Here is a 17279-nt window from a genome sequence, read left to right on the forward strand (position 1 = left end):
GGGGGGGGCGCCCGGCCCCCCGCCCCCCCCCCCCCCCCCGGGGGGGGGGGGGGGGGGGGCCGCGCGGGGGGGGGGGGGGGGGGGGGGGGCCCCCCCCCCCCCCCCGGGGGGGGGGGGGCGCCCCCCCCCCCCCCCACCGGCCCGCAGCCCACAAACCCACCCGGGGGTCTGGGGGCGGAGCCCCCGGATTGGGGATGGGACGGGCAGGGGTCACAACGGCCACACGGACATCGTGCGCGAGCGAATCGACGGACTTGTCGGAGCTTAATCGTGCATCAATTGACGAGGCGCTCACCATGCTTATTCTTGCATTAACTCGCAGATTAGCTTCCCGTATTCTTCTGCCCGCTTTCCCGGTCCCTAAACGCAAAGATTTCGCGAACACCAACCGACGTAATTCGGGCACGTTTCGTGGTCATTATGTGTCTGTGACGCACCCCACAGCCCGCCCGCTTCCTCCCCTATTTTCCGGGCAAACTACCTCCTTCCACCACCCGCAGTGCAGGTTCTCACGGGCGCGTGATAACACAACGGCGCGTCGTACGTAACCCCGGCCGACGATGCAATTTGAGATTTCCCTGGGTAAATTCAATCCGCATGACCGCCGCACAAGCAGACCTGCAAGCGGAATTCCTGGAAATGCCGGAGGGCCTTCGGATCGACCGTCCGAAGGTGGCGGACGGAGCCGCGCTCTGGCGTATCGCCAAGGACTCCGGAACCCTCGACCTGAACTCCTCGTACAGCTATCTGCTGTGGTGCCGTGACTTCGCCGGTACGTCGGCGGTGGCGCGCGACGCGGACGGCGTGCCCGTCGGCTTCGTCACCGGGTACGTCCGGCCCGAGCGTCCGGGCACCCTGCTCGTGTGGCAGGTGGCCGTCGACGCCGCCCACCGCGGACGCGGACTGGCCGCGGCCCTGCTCGACGGGCTGACCACGCGGGTCACGGAGCAGCGGACGATCACCGCCGTAGAGACCACGATCACGCCCGGCAACACCGCCTCCGAGCGCCTGTTCACCTCGTACGCGCGCCGCCACGGCGCGAGCGTCGAGCGCGAAGTGCTGTTCGAGACAGGGCAGTTCCCGGACGGACCGCACGACCCCGAAGTGCTCTACCGGATCGGTCCGCTCCCCAGCTGACCCTGGGCCGTCGGCTCCCAGCTGACCCTGGGCCGTCGGCTCCCAGCTGACCCTGGGCCGTCGGCTCCCAGCTGACCCTGGGCCGTCGGCTCCCAGCTGACCCTGGGCCGACCCCGGCCGGCCCGGACATCCCCCTGCCTTCCCCTGCCTTCCCCCCACGCACCGAGGAGCGATTCGCCGTGACCATCATCCAGCCCGACCTGAGCGTCTTCGAGACCCTGGAGTCGGAGGTGCGCAGCTACTGCCGCAGCTGGCCCACCGTCTTCGACCGGGCCCGGGGCAGCCGGATGTTCGACGAGGACGGACACGAGTACCTCGACTTCTTCGCCGGTGCGGGGTCCCTGAACTACGGGCACAACAACCCCGTACTCAAACGGGCCCTCATCGACTACCTGGAGCGCGACGGCGTCACCCACGGTCTCGACATGTCGACGACCGCCAAGCGCGCCTTCCTCGAGGCCTTCCAGAACCTCGTCCTACGGCCGCGCGACCTGCCGTACAAGGTCATGTTCCCGGGGCCGACAGGCACCAACGCCGTCGAGTCCGCGCTGAAGCTGGCGCGGAAGGTGAAGGGGCGCGAGGCGATCGTGTCCTTCACCAACGCCTTCCACGGGATGTCGCTGGGCTCGCTCGCCGTGACCGGCAACGCCTTCAAGCGGGCCGGTGCCGGGATTCCGCTCGTGCACGGGACCCCGATGCCGTTCGACAACTACTTCGACGGCCAGGTGCCGGACTTCCTCTGGTTCGAGCGGCTGCTCGAGGACCAGGGGTCGGGGCTCAACCAGCCCGCCGCGGTCATTGTCGAGACCGTGCAGGGCGAGGGCGGCATCAACGTCGCCCGGCCCGAGTGGCTGCGCGCCCTCGCCGACCTGTGCCGGCGGCGCGACATGCTGCTCATCGTCGACGACATCCAGATGGGCTGCGGACGGACGGGAGCGTTCTTCTCCTTCGAGGAGGCGGGGATCGTGCCCGACATCGTGACCGTGTCCAAGTCCATCAGCGGGTACGGACTGCCCATGTCGCTGTGCCTGTTCAAGCCCGAGCTGGACATCTGGGAGCCGGGCGAGCACAACGGCACGTTCCGCGGCAACAACCCCGCGTTCGTCACCGCCGCCGCGGCCCTCGAGACGTACTGGTCCGACGGGTCCGCCATGGAGAAGCAGACCCGTGCCCGCGGCGAGCAGATCGAGCAGGCGCTGATCTCCCTCACCGAGGAGAACCTCGCCGACGTGAAGGCGTACCGGGGGCGCGGCCTCGTCTGGGGCCTTGAGTTCCACGAGAAGGAGCGTGCGGGGCGCGTCGCGCAGCGCGCCTTCGAACTCGGGCTGCTCATCGAGACCTCCGGCCCGGAGAGCGAGGTCGTGAAACTCCTCCCCGCACTCACCATCACCCCCGACGAGCTCGACGAGGGCCTGCGCACCCTCGCCCGAGCCGTACGCGAAACCGTCTGACAGACGTCCGGCAGACGTCAGACAGACGTCAGACAGATCCGACAGATCTGACAGAAAGGCACGGCACCACCGTGATAGTCCGTTCGTTCAAGGACATCGAAGGCACCGACCGGCATGTGAAGGCCGCGACGGGTACCTGGGAGAGCAAGCGCATCGTCCTCGCCAAGGAGAAGGTGGGCTTCTCCCTCCACGAGACGGTCCTGTACGCGGGTACGGAGACGTCGATGTGGTACGCGAACCACATCGAGGCCGTGCTCTGCGTGGCGGGCGAGGCCGAGCTGACCAACGACGAGACCGGTGAGACGCACTGGATCACGCCGGGCACGATGTACCTGCTCGACGGCCACGAGCGCCACACCATGCGCCCCAAGACCGACTTCCGGTGCGTCTGCGTCTTCAATCCGCCCGTCACCGGACGGGAGGACCACGACGAGAACGGCGTCTACCCGCTGCTCACCGAACCCGAGGAGGTCTGAAGCCCCATGACCACGACCACCACGACCACTGCGACCACCGCGACCACCGTCACCGATCTCTACCCCAGCCGCGGCGCCGCCGAGGTGTCCGTGCCCCGTCAGGACCCGGTCGTCTGGGGCGCGCCCGGCACTCCCGGGCCGGTCTCCGTGCCCGACCTCCAGGCCTACGAGCGTGACGGCTTCCTCGCGATCGAGGAACTGATCGGCGAGGACGACGTCGCCCTCTACCGGGCCGAGTTGGAGCGGCTGGTCGCCGATCCGGCGATCCGCGCCGACGAGCGCTCGATCGTCGAGCCCGCCACGCAGGAGATCCGGTCCGTCTTCGAGGTGCACCGGATCAGCGAGGTCTTCGCCGCGCTCGTACGCGACGAACGGGTCGTCGGGCGGGCCCGGCAGATCCTCGGCTCGGACGTCTACGTGCACCAGTCGCGGATCAACGTCAAGCCGGGCTTCGGGGCCAGCGGGTTCTACTGGCACTCGGACTTCGAGACCTGGCACGCCGAGGACGGGCTGGCGAACATGCGGACCGTGTCCGTGTCGATCGCGCTGACCGAGAACCACGACACCAACGGCGGCCTCATGATCATGCCAGGGTCGCACAAGACGTTCCTCGGCTGTGCGGGGGCCACCCCGCGGGACAACTACAAGAAGTCGCTCCAGATGCAGGACGCGGGCACCCCGTCCGACGAGGCGCTCACCCGCTTGGCCGACCGGCACGGCATCAAGCTCTTCACGGGCCGGGCCGGTTCGGCGACCTGGTTCGACTGCAACTGCATGCACGGCTCCGGGGACAACATCACCCCGTTCCCGCGCAGCAACGTCTTCATCGTGTTCAACAGCGTGGAGAACGCGGCGGTGGAGCCGTTCGCGGCGCCGGTCCGCAGGCCCGAGTTCATCGGTGCCCGTGACTTCACGCCCGTGAAGTAGCCGCGGGCATGGCGCAGCCGCGAGCGTGAAGGAGCCCCCGCCGGGGTCAGCCGGACAGGACGTCCAGCAGTCGGTCGACGTCGGCGGGGGTGTTGTACAGGTGGAAGGCCGCGCGCAGGTTGCCCGCCCGGTCGGAGACCTCGACCCCGGCCTCGCTCAGCTCCGGCTGGCGCCGGCCGAGTCCGGGCACCGACACGATCGCCGAGGCGGGGGCGGAAACCGGTGTGTGACCGAGCCCCTGGAGCCCGGCGCGGAAACGGTCGGCGAGGGCGAGGTCATGGGCGTGTACGTTCGCCACGCCCAACTCCTCGACGAGCTCCAGCGAGTGCCGGGCTCCCGCGTACGAGAAGAGGCTGGGGCTCTCGTCGAACCGCCGGGCCGAGTGGGCGAGTTCCTCCACCGGGCCGTAGCAGCTGTCCCAGGGCGCCTCACCCGCGACCCAGCCGGCGAACACCGCAGTGAGCCCGCCGAAGTCCTCCGGAACGACCAGGAAGGCCACGCCCCGAGGGCAGACGAGCCACTTGAAGGCGACCGAGGAGACGAAGTCGTACGCGTCGGCCTCCATCGGCAGCCAGCCGGCTGCCTGGGACACATCCACGTACGTACGCGCTCCGTGCTCGCGCGCGGCCCGGGCGATGCCCGCCAGATCGGCGATCCGCCCGTCCGCGGACTGCGCGGCGCTGACCGCGACGAGCGCGGTGCCCGGACGCACGGACTCGGCGATCCGCTCCAGCGGTACGGCGCGCAGCTTGAGGTCGCCACGGACGTGGAAGGGGTTCACGACGGAGCTGAAGTCGTCCTCCACGGTGAGGACTTCGGCGCCCGGCGGCAGCGAGGCGGCGATCAGTCCGCTGTAGACGGCCACCGAGGCCCCGGCCGCCACCCGGCCCGCGGGAACCCCGGCCAGCCGGGCGAAGGCGGCGCGGGCGGCCTCCACGTCGTCGAACATGTCGGACGGCCGTCCGTCGGCGACGGACTCGACGGCGGCGCGCATGGCCTCGACCGTGCGCGCCGGCAGGAGTCCGCAGCTCGCGGTGTTCAGATAGGTGTTCTTCGGGGCGAACTCGGCTCGTACGAGGCTCTCGAAGGTCTCCATGGGACCACTGTGCGGCCCCGAGCACCTCTCGTCCATTACGGAGTTTTGCGTGGTTCCGGTAAGGACTGCTTATACGTCCGCCCCGACCTGCGCTTTCACCGCCGTGCCGGACGGGCTTACGGCTGCGGTACGGCGCATCCGTCCGGGCCGCAGGCCTCCGCGTCGGCGGAACCGTCCTGGATCAGCTTCAGCGGCGGGCGCTCGCCCCACGCCTGGGTCAGGGCCTGTGCGAAGACCTCGGCGGGCTGGGCGCCGGAGACGCCGTACTTGCGGTCCAGGACGAAGAACGGCACGCCGTTCGCGCCGAGCTCGGCGGCCTCGCGCTCGTCGGCTCGCACCTCGTCGGCGTACGCCTTCGGGTCGGCCAGCACCTCGCGGGACGCGTCGGCGTCGAGCCCGGCGGCGACGGCCAGCTCGACGAGCCGCTCGTCGTCGTTGAAGACGGTCCGCTCCTCGGCGAAGTTCGCCTTGTACAGCAGGCCGATCAGCTCGTCCTGGCGGCCCCGCTCCTTGGCGAAGTGGAGGAGTCGGTGCATGTCGAAGGTGTTGCCGTGGTCGCGGTCCCGGGTGCGGTAGTCCAGGCCCTCGGCGGCGGCCTGCGTGCCCAGGTTCTCCTCGCCGGCCTGCGCCTGCGCCTCGCTCATGCCGTACTTCTTGGTCAGCATCTTGATCACGGGCTGGATGTCACCCTTGGCGCGACCGGGGTCCAGCTCGAAGGAGCGATGCACGACCTCGACCTCGTCACGGTGCGGGAAGGCGTCGAGCGCCTTCTCAAAACGGGCCTTTCCGACATAACACCAGGGACAAGCGATATCCGACCAGATCTCGACGCGCATGTCTTCGGCTCTCTCCAGGTCGTACGAATACGGGCCCCTCCGGGGGCAGGAGTACGTGAACGTTCAAGCGGCCGATTTCATTCCCCGGTGACGGCGTAGCGCAGGAAGAGGTGGTGATCGCCTTCGGCGGGCGGGTTCTCCGGGTCCGGGACCCAGCCCTGGCGGGCGTAGAAGGCCTGGGCGCGGGCGTTGTCGACGTGCACGTCGAGGGTGGCCGTGTGCTTGCCGTCGGCCCGCCACTGTTCGAGGCAGGCCGTGTGCAGCGCGGTGCCGATGCCTTCGCGCCAGCGGTCGGGGGCCACGTGGAACTGGAAGAGCGTCACGGTGTCGGTGGGGGCGCCCTCCGCGGTACGGAAGGAGGCGATGCCCACGAGGTGTCCGTCGCGCACCGCGCACAGGACGTGGCCGTCGTGGCGCTCGATGGCACCGCGCCACCGTGCGAGCCAGTCGAAGCCGTCTTGCGGCAGACCGTCCGGGTAGTAGGTCGCACGGGCGCGGGCGTGGAGGTCGGCGATGGTGGCGGCCTCGCTGGGCAGCGCGGTTCTGATGACGAGGGGGCCCCTGGTGCGGGGTGTGCTGATCATGCAGCCGAAGACGTGGTGGAGGGGGCCACGGTTCCCGCCGCGCGGCCGACCCCCCACCCGCGGTCAGCTGCCGTCTCTCAGGTCTTGGGGCCAGTTCGGGCGGAACTCGATACCGTCGTACGTCACCACGCACCCCTCCCCCATCGGCGACTGCGTCATGAAACCGACGAGCGCGGCGGACGTCTCCTTCTCGTCGCCCAGGGTGAAGAGCCGGATGAAGGTCCAGCGCTTGCCGTCGCGGGAGGCGTGGAAGGCGAAGGCCCGTCCCGTGCGGCTGATCCGCAGCCAGACGGAACTGCCGTCCACGGTGAAGGAGTTGGCGTCGTCGGAGTGTCCCCGGGTGACCACCGTGCAGACGGTGGGCACGTCCGGGGAGTTCTCCAGGCAGAGCTTCGCCCAGGCCCGCTCCCCGACATGGACGTAGAGGACCCCCGCGTCGAAGGCCGCGCCGAAGCCGACCGTGACGCGGGCGATCAGCTGGAAGTCCCCCTCCGGCGCCCCGAGAAGGCGGGGCGCGTCGGAGGCGGGGTCCAGTGCCTCGTCGGTCGGCGGCACGAAACGGTCCTGGCGGGAGCCGGCCCAGCCGGTGAGTATCCCGTCCTCGTGCGACCAGTGCCCGTCAGGCCCGTAGGTACGGAGGGGGAAGGGAAGTTCGGGAAGTTCGACGTCCATCCACCCATCCTCTCAGGCCAAGTACCGCGACCCGAAAGGGGCGCGAGGAACTGCGCGACCAGCCGTAACGGCCCCGCAGCCCGCGAACAACCACACCCCCGACGGCGCCACCCGCGGAGCGCTACCGCTCCAGGTGACCGTCGTACCGTCGCGGCAACCCCAGCGGATTGTCGTCCCGCAGCTCCACCGGCAGCAGCGCCTCCGGCGCGTTCTGGTACGCCACCGGCCGCAGCCAGCGTTCGATCGCCGTACCGCCCACCGACGTCGAGGTCGAGGTCGTCGCCGGGTAGGGACCGCCGTGGTGCTGGGCGGGGGCCACGGCGACACCGGTGGGCCAGCCGTTGACCAGCACGCGCCCGGCGAGCGGGGTCAGCTCGGCGAGGATCTCCGCGCCGCGGCCTTCGCCCGCCGCCTCCTCCGTCGACAGTTGCACGGTCGCGGTGAGGTTGCCGGGAAGGCGGGAGAGGACCGCGCTGGCCTCGGACTCGTCCTGGTAACGGGCGACGACCGTGAGCGGGCCGAAGCACTCCTCCAGGAGCAGGTCGTGCTCGCCCTCGGTGGCGAGCTTCTGCGCGGGCACGGTCAGGAAGCCGGGGCTCACCGTGTGCTCGCCGCCCGAGCCCGGGGTCACCGGGGTCTCGACGCCGGGAAGCTCGGCGCGCTCGGCGACACCCGCGATGAAGTTGTCGCGCATGCGGTGGTCCAGGAGGACGCCCGCGTCGGTGTCGCTGACGGCGTCGGTCAGGGACTTCACCAGGCGGTCGCCCGCCGCGCCCGCGGGCGCCAGGACCAGGCCCGGCTTCACGCAGAACTGGCCGACGCCCAGCGTCATCGAGCCCGCGAGCCCGGCGCCGATCTCCTCGGCGCGTTCGGCCGCCGCGGCCTCGGTGATCACGACGGGGTTGAGGGAGCCCAGCTCGCCGTGGAAGGGGATCGGCACGGGGCGCGCGGTCGCCGCGTCGAAGAGGGCACGGCCGCCGCGGATGGAACCGGTGAACCCGGCCGCCGCGACCAGCGGGTGCTTGACGAGTTCGACGCCCGCCTCGAAGCCGTGCACGAGGCCGACGACACCGCCCGGGATGTCGTGCTGGGCGGCGGCCCGGCGCAGCACGGCCGCGACCAGCTCGGAGAGCGCCGGGTGGTCGGGGTGGGCCTTGACCACGACCGGGCAGCCGGCCGCCAGCGCGCTCGCGGTGTCGCCGCCGGCGACGGAGAAGGCGAAGGGGAAGTTCGAGGCGGAGTAGACGGCGACGACGCCCAGCGGCACCTTGTAGCGGCGCAGGTCCGGGATCGGCGGGGTCGCCGTGTCGTCGGGGTGGTTGATGACGACGTCGAGGAACGCGCCCTCGTCGACGATGCCGCCGAAGGCCCGCAGCTGGTAGCAGGTGCGGGCGAGTTCGCCGGTGAGCCGGACCGGGCCGAGCGCGGTCTCGGCGTCGGCGGCCTCGACGAGCTGTTCCTTGGCCGCTTCGAGCAGGTCCGCGGCGGTCCTCAGGAAGGCCGCGCGCACCGTGCGGTCGGCGAGGGCTCCCCGGGCGGCGTGCGCGGCGCGGACGGCCTCGTCGACCTCCTGGGCCGTGGCCTCCACCGCAACCTGCTCGCGCTGCTTCCCGGTTCGGGGGTCGACACTCCAGACTGGTGCTGCTGCCACCGCGGGTCCCTCCAGATGTAATGCCGCAGTTCTTGTCTCACCCACCAGCGGTGTTCGATATACTGAACGCTGTCTCTGATGGTGAATATGATGCGGAGACTATTTCCCGTCGAACGAGGGGGTCAAGGGCGATGTCGGCAGGCGAGACAGGCGGCGGAGCGCAGGTCAAGTCCGCGGTACGGACCGTGGAATTGCTCGAGTACTTCGCGGGCCGGCCCGGTATGCACTCCCTGGCCGCGGTCCAGGAGGCCGTCGGTTATCCGAAATCCAGCCTCTACATGCTGCTGCGCACCCTCGTGGAGCTCGGCTGGGTCGAGACGGACGCGACGGGCACGCGGTACGGCATCGGCGTACGGGCGCTGCTGGTCGGCACCTCGTACATCGACGGCGACGAGGTGGTCGCCGCGGCCCGCCCGACCCTGGACCGGCTCTCCGACGACACCACGGAGACCATCCACCTGGCGCGTCTGGACGGCACGAACGTCGTGTACCTGGCCACCCGCCAGTCGCAGCACTACCTGCGCCCCTTCACCCGGGTGGGCCGCCGGCTCCCCGCGCACTCGACCTCGCTCGGCAAGGCGCTGCTCGCCACCCACACCGACGAGCAGGTCCGCAAGATGCTGCCCGAGACGCTCCCCGCGCTGACCGAGCACACGATCACCGACCGGGAGAAGCTCATCGAGGAGCTGCACCAGGTCCGGGAGCAGGGCTTCGCCGTGGACCGCGAGGAGAACACGCTGGGGCTGCGCTGCTTCGGCGTCGCGATCCCCTACCGCACCCCCGCCCGGGACGCGATCAGCTGCTCGGTCCCGGTGGCCCGGCTCACCCCCGCGCACGAACAGATGGTCAAGGACGCCCTGTTCGACGCCCGCGACCGGCTGACCCTCGCCACCCGGAGGCTCTGACGATGGAGATCTCGCTCCGCCCGGTCCACGACAGTGATCTGCCGGTCTTCTTCCGGCTGATGAACGACCCCGAGTCCCTGCGGATGGCCGCCTTCACCGCCGAGGACCCGGCCGACCGGGATGCCTTCGACGCCCACTGGAAGCGCGTCCGCGCCTCGTCCGACGTGGTGCCGCGCACGATCCTCGCGGACGGCGATGTCGTGGGCAGCGCCGCGGTGTACGGGGAGCCCGGCGAGCGCGAGGTCACCTACTGGATCGACCGTGCGTACTGGGGCCGGGGCATCGCGACGGCCGCGCTGCGGGACCTGCTGGCCGAGGTGCCCGAACGCCCGCTGCACGCGCGGGCGGCGGCCGACAACGCGGGGTCGCGGCGGGTTCTGGAGAAGTGCGGGTTCCGGGTCACCGCGAACGCCCGGGGGTACGCGCACGCGCGCGGCGAGGACACGGACGAGGTCGTGCTCACCCTGGAGGGCTGAGCCGGACTTCAAGGGCTGGGCCGGACTTCATACGAGCCGGACTTCATGAACAGCGCATGAGAAACGAGGGCGGAAGGGAACGATTCGCTCCCTTCCGCTCGTCCTTCTGAGCGGGATGAACAAGACGATCAGGCGTGCCGCCGTCTTCACTCTGCTGCTCGTGCTCTCCCTGCTGGTCAGGGCGACCTGGGTGCAGTTCTACGACGGCAAGGCACTCGCGGACAACAAGAACAACCGACGGAACGCGATCGAGCAGTACGCGAACCCGCTCGGGAACATCATCGTGGCCGGCCGGGCGATCACCGGCTCCGCGCAGACGAAGGGCAGCGACCTCAAGTACAAGCGGACGTACACCGACGGCAGTCTGTACGCGGCGGTCACGGGCTACAGCTCCCAGGTGTTCGGGGCGACCCAGCTGGAGGGCGTCTACAAGAATCTGCTCGACGGTACGGACACCCAGCTGAAGAACCCCCTCGACACGATCACCAACAAGCGCGCCAGCCCTGGTGACGTGGTCACGACCATCGACCCGGACGTGCAGAAGGCGGCGTACGCGGCGCTCGGCTCCAAGAAGGGCGGAGCCGTCGCGATCGACCCGACGAACGGCAAGATCCTCGCGGTGGTCTCCACTCCGTCGTACGACCCCTCGCGGCTCACCACCGGCGACTCCGCCGCCTGGACGAAGCTGACGCAGGACGCGGACAAGCCGATGACCAACCGGGCGCTGCGCCAGCCGCTGCCTCCCGGGTCGACGTTCAAACTGGTGGTCGCGGCGGCGGCGCTGGAGGACGGGCTGTACAAGAACGTGGACACCGGCACGGACAGCCCGAACCCGTACACGCTGCCGAACACGAGGACCGACCTGTCGAACGAGAGCGCCTCCGCGCCCTGCAAGAACGCCTCGATCCGGGTGGCGCTCCAGTACTCGTGCAACAACGTCTTCGCGAAGATGGCCGTCGACCTCGGGCAGGACAAGGTCAAGGCGATGGCGGAGAAGTTCGGCTTCAACGACAGCTCGCAGGACGTGCCGGTGCGGGCGTACCCGAGCGTCTACCCCTCGAACATGGACAAGTCGTCCACGGCGCTGACCGGCATCGGCCAGTACGACGTCACGGCGACCCCGCTGCAGATGGCCATGGTGTCGGCCGCCATCGCCAACGGCGGCAAGCTGGTCTCGCCGCACATGGTGTCGCAGACCAGTGACGCGAGCGGCAATGTGGTGAAGAACTACGACGACAGCACCGAAACCAAGGAGATCGTCAGCTCGACGACCGCCGAGCAGCTCCAGTCCGCGATGCAGACGGTCGTCACCGAGGGCACGGGCACGAACGCGAAGATCTCCGGCGCGACCGTGGGCGGCAAGACGGGTACGGCCCAGCACGGCGAGAAGAACAGCAAGACGCCGTTCGCCTGGTTCACGTCGTACGCGAAGTCCGACTCGAACGGCAAGGAGGTCGCCGTGGCGGTCATCGTCGAGCAGTCGGACGCGGCGAGGTCCGAGGTCAGCGGCAACGGCCTGGCGGCGCCGGTGGCCAAGGCCATGATGCGGGCGGCGCTGAAGAACTGACGCACCGCGCACGACGAAGGGCCGCCCCGCACCCCTGGGGGCGGCCCTTCCTTCGTACGGTCACTTCACTCCCGTACGGTCACTTCACGCCGAACAACTGCCTCACCGGATCGATCGCGAAGTACACCAGGAACAGCGCCGACACGGCCCACAGCAGCCAGTGGACCTCGCGTATCTTGCCGAGCACCGCCTTGATCACGACGTAGGCGACGAAACCGGCCCCGATGCCGTTGGTGATCGAGTACGTGAACGGCATCGCCGCGATGGTCAGGAACGCGGGGATCGCGATCTCGTAGCTGTCCCATTCGATGTGCTTGACCTGCGTCATCATCAGGAAGCCGACCGCGACCAGGGCGGGGGCCGCCGCCTGCAGCGGGACGATGGTGAGCAGCGGGGTCAGGAACAGGGCGAGGGCGAACATGCCGCCGGTGATCAGGTTCGAGAAGCCGGTCCGCGAGCCCTCGCCGACGCCGGCCGCGGACTCGATGTAGGCGGTGTTGGAGGAGGCGGAGGCCGCGCCGCCCGCGACGGCCGCGGCGCCGTCGATGAACAGCACCCGGCCGATGCCGGGCACCTTGCCCTCCTCGTCGAGCAGTCCGGCCTCGGCGCTGATGCCGACGATCGTGCCCATGGCGTCGAAGAAGTCCGACAGGATCAGGGTGAAGATCAGCAGGACGACGGTCAGGGCGCCGGTCTCGCCGAAGCCGCCGAACAGACTGAAGTGACCGACGAGACCGAAGTCCGGGGTGGCCACCACGTCGGAGGGGATCTTCGGCGTGGTCAGGCCCCAACTCTTGATCTCCGCAGCCGAGTTGATGATCACGGCGACCACGGTCATCGTCACGATGCTGATCAGGATGGCGCCCTTGACCTTGCGTGCCATCAGTCCGATGGTGAGCAGCACGCCGAGACAGAAGACCAGCACGGGCCAGCCGGTCAGCGAACCGGTCGCGCCCAACTGCACCGGCACGGTGGTGTTCGCGACGTCCGGGATGCGGCTGACGAAACCGGCGTCCACGAAGCCGATGAAGGCGATGAAGAGTCCGATGCCCACACCGATGGCGTGCTTCAGCGGTTGCGGGATGGCGTTCATGACGGCTTCGCGCAGTCCGGTGAGGACCAGGACGCAGATGATCACGCCTTCGATGACCACCAGGCCCATCGCGTCGGGCCAGCTCATCAGCGGGGCGATCTGGAAGGCGACGACGGCGTTCAGGCCGAGGCCCGCGGCGATCGCGAGGGGCAGATTGCCGCCCACGCCCATGATGACGGTCATCACCGCGGCCACCAGGGCGGTGGCCGTGACGAGTTGGCCGCTGTCGAGCTGGTGGCCGAACTTGTCCTTGGCGCTGCCGAGGATGATCGGGTTCAGGACAAGGATGTAGGCCATGGTGAAGAACGTGGCGAATCCGCCGCGTATCTCCCGGCCGAAGGTGGAGCCCCGTTCGGAGATCCTGAAGAACCGGTCGACGCTGTTCGCCGCTGGTGGTGCGGCACTTGGCCGGTCGGCCACCTTCTGGGTTTCGGACATGGCTGATACTCCTTGTGACCTGCGTGCTGGGTGTGCGGATGCTGGCTGGATTGTTCCCGCGTTGAACCGCTTTCAGGTTTTCACCGTGTTACGGAATCGAGTTCGGCCCGCCATACGCTGTTCGAAGCCCTGTACGCATCGCTGGTACGCTCACGCATCTCGCCCCACAGGGGCACCATTCCTTCACGGGTGGCGCACGGGGGCCGTATACGCACGCACCCGCACCGGTTGCTCAAAAGCCGCAGCAAGGAGAGGTAGCCGTGGGCACTGTCGTCGACGACGCAGCCTCCGTGGAGTTCCACGCCTTCTTCGAGCGGCACCATGCCGAACTCGCCCGCTTCGCCCATCTGTTGACCGGCGAGGCGGACGCCGCCGACGATCTGGCGGCCGACGCGCTGCTCGCGCTGTGGCACCGCTGGGACCGGGTGCGCGCGGCCGACCACCCGGTGGCGTACGCCCGCGGTGTCGTCGCGAACCTGGCCCGCACCCGGATCCGCAGCGCGGTGCGCGAGCGCAGACGGATCACACTGTTCTGGTCGCAGCGCGAGGACAAGACCGAGAACCCCGACATAGCGGGGAAGATCGACGTCCAGGAGGCGCTGCGCCGGCTGCCGTTCCGTAAGCGCGCATGTGTCGTGCTTCGGCACGCTTTCGACCTCTCGGAGAAGGACACCGCGCTCGCCCTCGGTGTTTCCGTGGGTACGGTTAAGTCCCAGACGTCGAAGGGCATGGCCGAACTGAAGCGGCTCCTCGGCACCGAAGAGGCCCCGATGCGGGTGCACGCAGGTGTGCTGCCCACGGGTGGAGCCGGAGGAAGGGACCGATGAGGAAGGCGCAGGACGTGCACGACGAGCTGCGCGCCAGGCTGCACGAGGCGGCCGAGGCGCATGAGCCCGACCGCGCGCGCATCCTGGCCCGGGTCGAGCGCGGGATGTCCGGCGCCTCCGAGCGTCGGCCCCGGCGCGCGGCGCGTCCGCCGGTGCTCGGCTGGGGACGGATCGTCGGCGCCACGGCCGCGGTGGCGGGCGTCCTCGCGGTCGGCGGTTACTGGGTGGCCGCGGCGGTGCAGGAGAACAACCCGCCGCAGCAGACGGTCGCGGTCTCGCCGACCCCGGTCGTCTCCCCGGACGCGACGAGCCGCGCGCCCGTCGTGCCGCACCCCTCGCACACCTCGGGTGCTTCGAAGCCGTCCGGGGAGGCGAGCGCCTCCCCCTCGGACACCCCCTCGGCCGCGAACTCCTCGCCCGCCGCGCCCAAGGCGCCCGCCGCGGGCAACCAGGACGGCTCGCTGTGGTCCGACGGCTCGGTCGACCCGCACAGCAACGACTTCTGGGCCCAGAGCAATGTGACCCTGAAGAACGCCGACAAGCTCACCTCGCTCACCGTCGAGTTGAAGATCAGGCAGACCGGCGGGGTCAGCGACACGGGCTCCTGGCGCTCGGCGCCCGAGAGCGACTTCACGACGACGGTCACCGAGAAGGACGGCTTCCTCGTCTACACCTGGGTGCTCAAGGACGGCCACACCCTCGGGGCCGGCCAGTGGGTCTTCGCGGGCCAGTACAACCACACCCGCGGCGGCCGGGACGCCAAGGACGACCGCTACTCGGCGGACGCGAGGGGCGCGGACAGGACGCTGTCGGTGGCGGGCGACTTCGCCGCCGCGAGCGGCACCGACGGCGACTCGTAGAAAATCCCCTCGAAAAAACCTGCGGACGGCGGCAACCCTTTCCTCACCTGCGGCGACCAGGAGACGAACACGTCCCCTCCCCGCAAGGAAATCCGCTTCATGACTGCACGAGCTGAACAGCGCGTCCGGCACCGTCGTCGCCTCACCGCGCGGCGGTCCGTGATCGGTGGGGTCACCGCACTCGGCATCACCGGGGCCGCGCTCGTCACGACGTCGATGCTGAGCACGGCGGGCGCCAGCTCCGTCTGGCCGACGGCCAAGGGCAGCAAGGCCGTCTCGAAGACGATCTCCGTCTCGGGCACCTACGACGGTAAGCTGACGAAGTTCTTCGGCAGCGGTTCTCTCGGCACCTCCGACCAGTCGGAGAACCAGGGCCCGATCTTCGAGCTGAAGGACGGCGCGGTCCTCAAGAACGTCATCATCGGCACCCCCGCCGCCGACGGCGTCCACTGCCTGGGCAGCTGCACGCTGCAGAACGTGTGGTGGCTGGACGTCGGCGAGGACGCGGCCACCTTCAAGGGCAAGGCGTCGTCCGCGAAGTACAACGTGATCGGCGGTGGCGCGCAGAAGGCCTCCGACAAGGTGTTCCAGTTCAACGGCGCCGGCAAGCTCACCATCACCGGCTTCCATGTGGAGAACTTCGGCAAGCTGGCGCGCTCCTGCGGCAACTGCAAGACGCAGGTCAAGCGCACGATCGTGCTCAGCGACATCGACGCGACCGCCCCGGGCAAGGCGCTGGTCGGCATCAACTCCAACTTCGGCGACACGGCGACGCTGTCGAAGATCCGTGTCACCGGCGACACCAAGAAGAAGCTCAAGACCTGCGTGCGCTTCAAGGGCAACAGCAGCGGCAAGGAGCCCACCGAGCTCGGCACCGGCGCGGATGGAACCTTCTGCAGGTTCACGTCATCTGACATCACGTACAAGTAAGGGATCTGCTGGCCTGAGCCCCCCTCGGAGCCAGTCAGAGGAACGCCCCCACCGGTGACGACCGGCGGGGGCGTTCACTTTCCCTCGTACGTCGGTACGCGGGTGCGTCAGTTCATGGTCGAGCCGATGGTGGTCGAGCCCGTCGTCAGGAACGTGGTCGCCGGCAGCGAGCCGCTCGACGAGCGGGCGCCGTACGCCGTGGTCGCGTCCGTCGACTTGAAAGACGGCGTCGAGGTGCCGCTGTCCCAGTTGTTGGCCGCGGAGACCGTGGCGGAACCGAGCTTGTCCAGGCCGCCCTTGTTGCTCACCGCGAGGTTCCTGGCGAGCCGCGCCTTGCCCGTCGCGAAGAAGAAGCCCGCATCGGTGTTGGCGTAGGCGGTGTTGCGGTTGAGCACGATGGCCCCGGTGTTGGAGTTCTCGGTGAAGCCGTTGCCCGCGTTGTCCCAGGCCGCGTCGTTGTTCACGACGTGGGCGACCGAGGCCCCGCCGCCGCCGAGCTTGAAGCCGTTGCCGTTGCCCTCGAAGGCGGAGTCGTTCCAGCGGTTCTTGCCGTTCCCGTACGACCACGAGTGCTCGATGGTGATCGGCGAGGAGAACTGCCAGAGGTCGAGGCCGTCGTCCGCGTTGTTGTAGAGGCGCGCGCCGGTGACCTTGTTGCCGGTGCCGGAGCCGAACTTGATGGCGATGCCGTCGGCGTTCTGCCCGTGGTTCGCGGCGTCGTAGTTGCCGTAACTGTCCAGGTTCTGCACGAGGTTGTCGGTCGTTCCGTCGCCGCGCAGCGTGAAACCCGAGTCCCCGTTGTTCGCGGTGACGAGGTTCTTGAAGACGCCACCGACGGAGGAGGTGGCGACGAAGCCCTGGGCGGGCGAGTTCTGCCAGGTGATGTTCTGGACGGTCCAGTAGTCGCCGTAGATCCCTGCCAGCCAGGAACCGGCGGCCAGCTTGGAACCGTCGATCTTCACCTTCTCGCTGCCGTACGCGGTGAGCGTGATCCGCGTGGAACCGGTGCCGTTCGCCGTCGACTTCAGCGTGGCCGTCGGGTAGTACGTGCCGCCGCGCACCTGGATGGTCGTGCCCGCGGCGGCATTGGCGACGGCCGTCTGGAGCTGAGCGGTGGTGGAGACGGTGACCGTGGTGGCGGCGGCCTGCGCCGAGCCGTTGTTCGCGAGGCCGAGGTAGACGCCACCCGCCCCCGCGGCGACGGCCACCGCCGCGGCGATCGAGAGCGTACGGGTCCTGCGGTGGCGTCCGGTGCGCAGAAGCACGGGGCGTTCCTTTCCTAGGGGGACGGGAGACGAAGCGGGCCGGAGGGGCCGCCCCGGCCCGCTTCTGCTCCCTGGTCGCCGCGGTGGC

The 17279-nt window shown here is 69.5% G+C and carries 17 protein-coding genes; 10 read left to right on the forward strand and 7 right to left on the reverse strand.

The features are described from left to right. Positions 1-597 precede the first annotated feature (597 nt). The 4 genes from ectA to thpD all read left to right on the forward strand — a co-directional run bounded on the left by ectA (position 598) and on the right by thpD (position 3991). A complete protein-coding gene (ectA, locus tag ACFZDJ_RS00475; protein WP_391055055.1) occupies positions 598-1137 on the forward strand; it encodes a diaminobutyrate acetyltransferase in 540 nt (179 codons plus the stop codon). 179 nt (positions 1138-1316) lie between these two features. After that, positions 1317-2588 carry a diaminobutyrate--2-oxoglutarate transaminase gene (ectB, locus tag ACFZDJ_RS00480; protein WP_384906092.1) on the forward strand — a complete coding sequence of 424 codons (1272 nt, stop codon included), beginning with the start codon at positions 1317-1319 and terminating at the stop codon, positions 2586-2588. A gap of 71 nt (positions 2589-2659) precedes the next feature. Further along, positions 2660-3064 carry an ectoine synthase gene (locus ACFZDJ_RS00485; protein ID WP_054232284.1) on the forward strand — a complete coding sequence of 135 codons (405 nt, stop codon included), beginning with the start codon at positions 2660-2662 and terminating at the stop codon, positions 3062-3064. A gap of 6 nt (positions 3065-3070) precedes the next feature. Continuing rightward, positions 3071-3991 (forward strand): ectoine hydroxylase, encoded by a 921-nt coding sequence (thpD, locus tag ACFZDJ_RS00490; protein ID WP_391055057.1) that lies wholly within the window; start codon positions 3071-3073, stop codon positions 3989-3991. Between the two features lie 46 nt (positions 3992-4037). Here thpD and ACFZDJ_RS00495 read toward each other — a convergent pair whose 3' ends face one another. The 5 genes from ACFZDJ_RS00495 to ACFZDJ_RS00515 form a co-directional block, all read right to left on the reverse strand. Next, positions 4038-5087, reverse strand: coding sequence for an aminotransferase class V-fold PLP-dependent enzyme (locus tag ACFZDJ_RS00495; RefSeq protein WP_391055060.1), 1050 nt, complete (start codon positions 5085-5087; stop codon positions 4038-4040). 116 nt (positions 5088-5203) lie between these two features. Continuing rightward, positions 5204-5923: a DsbA family oxidoreductase gene (locus ACFZDJ_RS00500; RefSeq protein WP_384906089.1), complete on the reverse strand. Its 720-nt coding sequence runs from the start codon at positions 5921-5923 to the stop codon at positions 5204-5206. A 77-nt stretch (positions 5924-6000) separates the two neighbouring features. After that, positions 6001-6507: a GNAT family N-acetyltransferase gene (locus tag ACFZDJ_RS00505; protein ID WP_391055063.1), complete on the reverse strand. Its 507-nt coding sequence runs from the start codon at positions 6505-6507 to the stop codon at positions 6001-6003. A gap of 63 nt (positions 6508-6570) precedes the next feature. Then, positions 6571-7179 carry a DUF1349 domain-containing protein gene (locus ACFZDJ_RS00510; protein WP_168507938.1) on the reverse strand — a complete coding sequence of 203 codons (609 nt, stop codon included), beginning with the start codon at positions 7177-7179 and terminating at the stop codon, positions 6571-6573. Positions 7180-7300: 121 nt separating this feature from the next. Then, positions 7301-8830, reverse strand: a complete 1530-nt coding sequence (locus tag ACFZDJ_RS00515; RefSeq protein ID WP_391055066.1) for an aldehyde dehydrogenase family protein — start codon at positions 8828-8830, stop codon at positions 7301-7303. A 131-nt stretch (positions 8831-8961) separates the two neighbouring features. On the opposite strand from ACFZDJ_RS00515, the gene ACFZDJ_RS00520 reads away from it, so the two are divergent. The 3 genes from ACFZDJ_RS00520 (at position 8962) to ACFZDJ_RS00530 (ending at position 11778) form a co-directional block, all read left to right on the forward strand. After that, positions 8962-9735 (forward strand): IclR family transcriptional regulator, encoded by a 774-nt coding sequence (locus ACFZDJ_RS00520; RefSeq protein WP_028803360.1) that lies wholly within the window; start codon positions 8962-8964, stop codon positions 9733-9735. 2 nt (positions 9736-9737) lie between these two features. Next, on the forward strand, positions 9738-10211 hold the full coding sequence (locus ACFZDJ_RS00525; protein ID WP_168507942.1) for a GNAT family N-acetyltransferase: 474 nt from the start codon (positions 9738-9740) through the stop codon (positions 10209-10211). A gap of 115 nt (positions 10212-10326) precedes the next feature. Further along, complete coding sequence (locus tag ACFZDJ_RS00530; RefSeq protein WP_391055069.1) at positions 10327-11778, forward strand: penicillin-binding transpeptidase domain-containing protein; 1452 nt, start codon at positions 10327-10329, stop codon at positions 11776-11778. A gap of 79 nt (positions 11779-11857) precedes the next feature. Here the strand turns inward: ACFZDJ_RS00530 and ACFZDJ_RS00535 are convergent, their stop codons facing one another. After that, on the reverse strand, positions 11858-13309 hold the full coding sequence (locus tag ACFZDJ_RS00535; protein WP_391055071.1) for a solute carrier family 23 protein: 1452 nt from the start codon (positions 13307-13309) through the stop codon (positions 11858-11860). Positions 13310-13569: 260 nt separating this feature from the next. Here ACFZDJ_RS00535 and ACFZDJ_RS00540 point away from each other — a divergent pair, with 260 nt between their 5' ends. From ACFZDJ_RS00540 to ACFZDJ_RS00550, 3 genes are all read left to right on the forward strand, one after another. Next, positions 13570-14136: a SigE family RNA polymerase sigma factor gene (locus tag ACFZDJ_RS00540; RefSeq protein ID WP_060902186.1), complete on the forward strand. Its 567-nt coding sequence runs from the start codon at positions 13570-13572 to the stop codon at positions 14134-14136. After that, on the forward strand, positions 14133-14996 hold the full coding sequence (locus ACFZDJ_RS00545; protein WP_391055073.1) for a hypothetical protein: 864 nt from the start codon (positions 14133-14135) through the stop codon (positions 14994-14996). Before ACFZDJ_RS00540 ends, ACFZDJ_RS00545 begins: the two co-directional genes overlap by 4 nt. A gap of 99 nt (positions 14997-15095) precedes the next feature. Further along, positions 15096-15926 (forward strand): pectate lyase, encoded by an 831-nt coding sequence (locus ACFZDJ_RS00550; RefSeq protein ID WP_391055076.1) that lies wholly within the window; start codon positions 15096-15098, stop codon positions 15924-15926. Positions 15927-16033: 107 nt separating this feature from the next. Here ACFZDJ_RS00550 and ACFZDJ_RS00555 read toward each other — a convergent pair whose 3' ends face one another. After that, a complete protein-coding gene (locus tag ACFZDJ_RS00555; RefSeq protein WP_391055078.1) occupies positions 16034-17191 on the reverse strand; it encodes a pectate lyase in 1158 nt (385 codons plus the stop codon). Positions 17192-17279 lie beyond the last annotated feature (88 nt).

This window comes from Streptomyces sp. NPDC007896 (assembly GCF_042959425.1).
Taxonomy (GTDB): Bacteria; Actinomycetota; Actinomycetes; order Streptomycetales; family Streptomycetaceae; genus Streptomyces.

Bases quoted from the DNA above. Each gene is read 5' to 3' on its own strand.
- ectA (WP_391055055.1), top strand. From the start codon at position 598: ATGACCGCCGCACAAGCAGACCTGCAAGCGGAATTCCTGGAAATGCCG.
- thpD (WP_391055057.1), top strand. From the start codon at position 3,071: ATGACCACGACCACCACGACCACTGCGACCACCGCGACCACCGTCACC.
- ACFZDJ_RS00495 (WP_391055060.1), bottom strand. From the start codon at position 5,087: ATGGAGACCTTCGAGAGCCTCGTACGAGCCGAGTTCGCCCCGAAGAAC.
- ACFZDJ_RS00500 (WP_384906089.1), bottom strand. From the start codon at position 5,923: ATGCGCGTCGAGATCTGGTCGGATATCGCTTGTCCCTGGTGTTATGTC.
- ACFZDJ_RS00505 (WP_391055063.1), bottom strand. From the start codon at position 6,507: ATGATCAGCACACCCCGCACCAGGGGCCCCCTCGTCATCAGAACCGCG.
- ACFZDJ_RS00510 (WP_168507938.1), bottom strand. From the start codon at position 7,179: ATGGACGTCGAACTTCCCGAACTTCCCTTCCCCCTCCGTACCTACGGG.
- ACFZDJ_RS00520 (WP_028803360.1), top strand. From the start codon at position 8,962: ATGTCGGCAGGCGAGACAGGCGGCGGAGCGCAGGTCAAGTCCGCGGTA.
- ACFZDJ_RS00525 (WP_168507942.1), top strand. From the start codon at position 9,738: ATGGAGATCTCGCTCCGCCCGGTCCACGACAGTGATCTGCCGGTCTTC.
- ACFZDJ_RS00530 (WP_391055069.1), top strand. From the start codon at position 10,327: ATGAACAAGACGATCAGGCGTGCCGCCGTCTTCACTCTGCTGCTCGTG.
- ACFZDJ_RS00535 (WP_391055071.1), bottom strand. From the start codon at position 13,309: ATGTCCGAAACCCAGAAGGTGGCCGACCGGCCAAGTGCCGCACCACCA.
- ACFZDJ_RS00545 (WP_391055073.1), top strand. From the start codon at position 14,133: ATGAGGAAGGCGCAGGACGTGCACGACGAGCTGCGCGCCAGGCTGCAC.
- ACFZDJ_RS00550 (WP_391055076.1), top strand. From the start codon at position 15,096: ATGACTGCACGAGCTGAACAGCGCGTCCGGCACCGTCGTCGCCTCACC.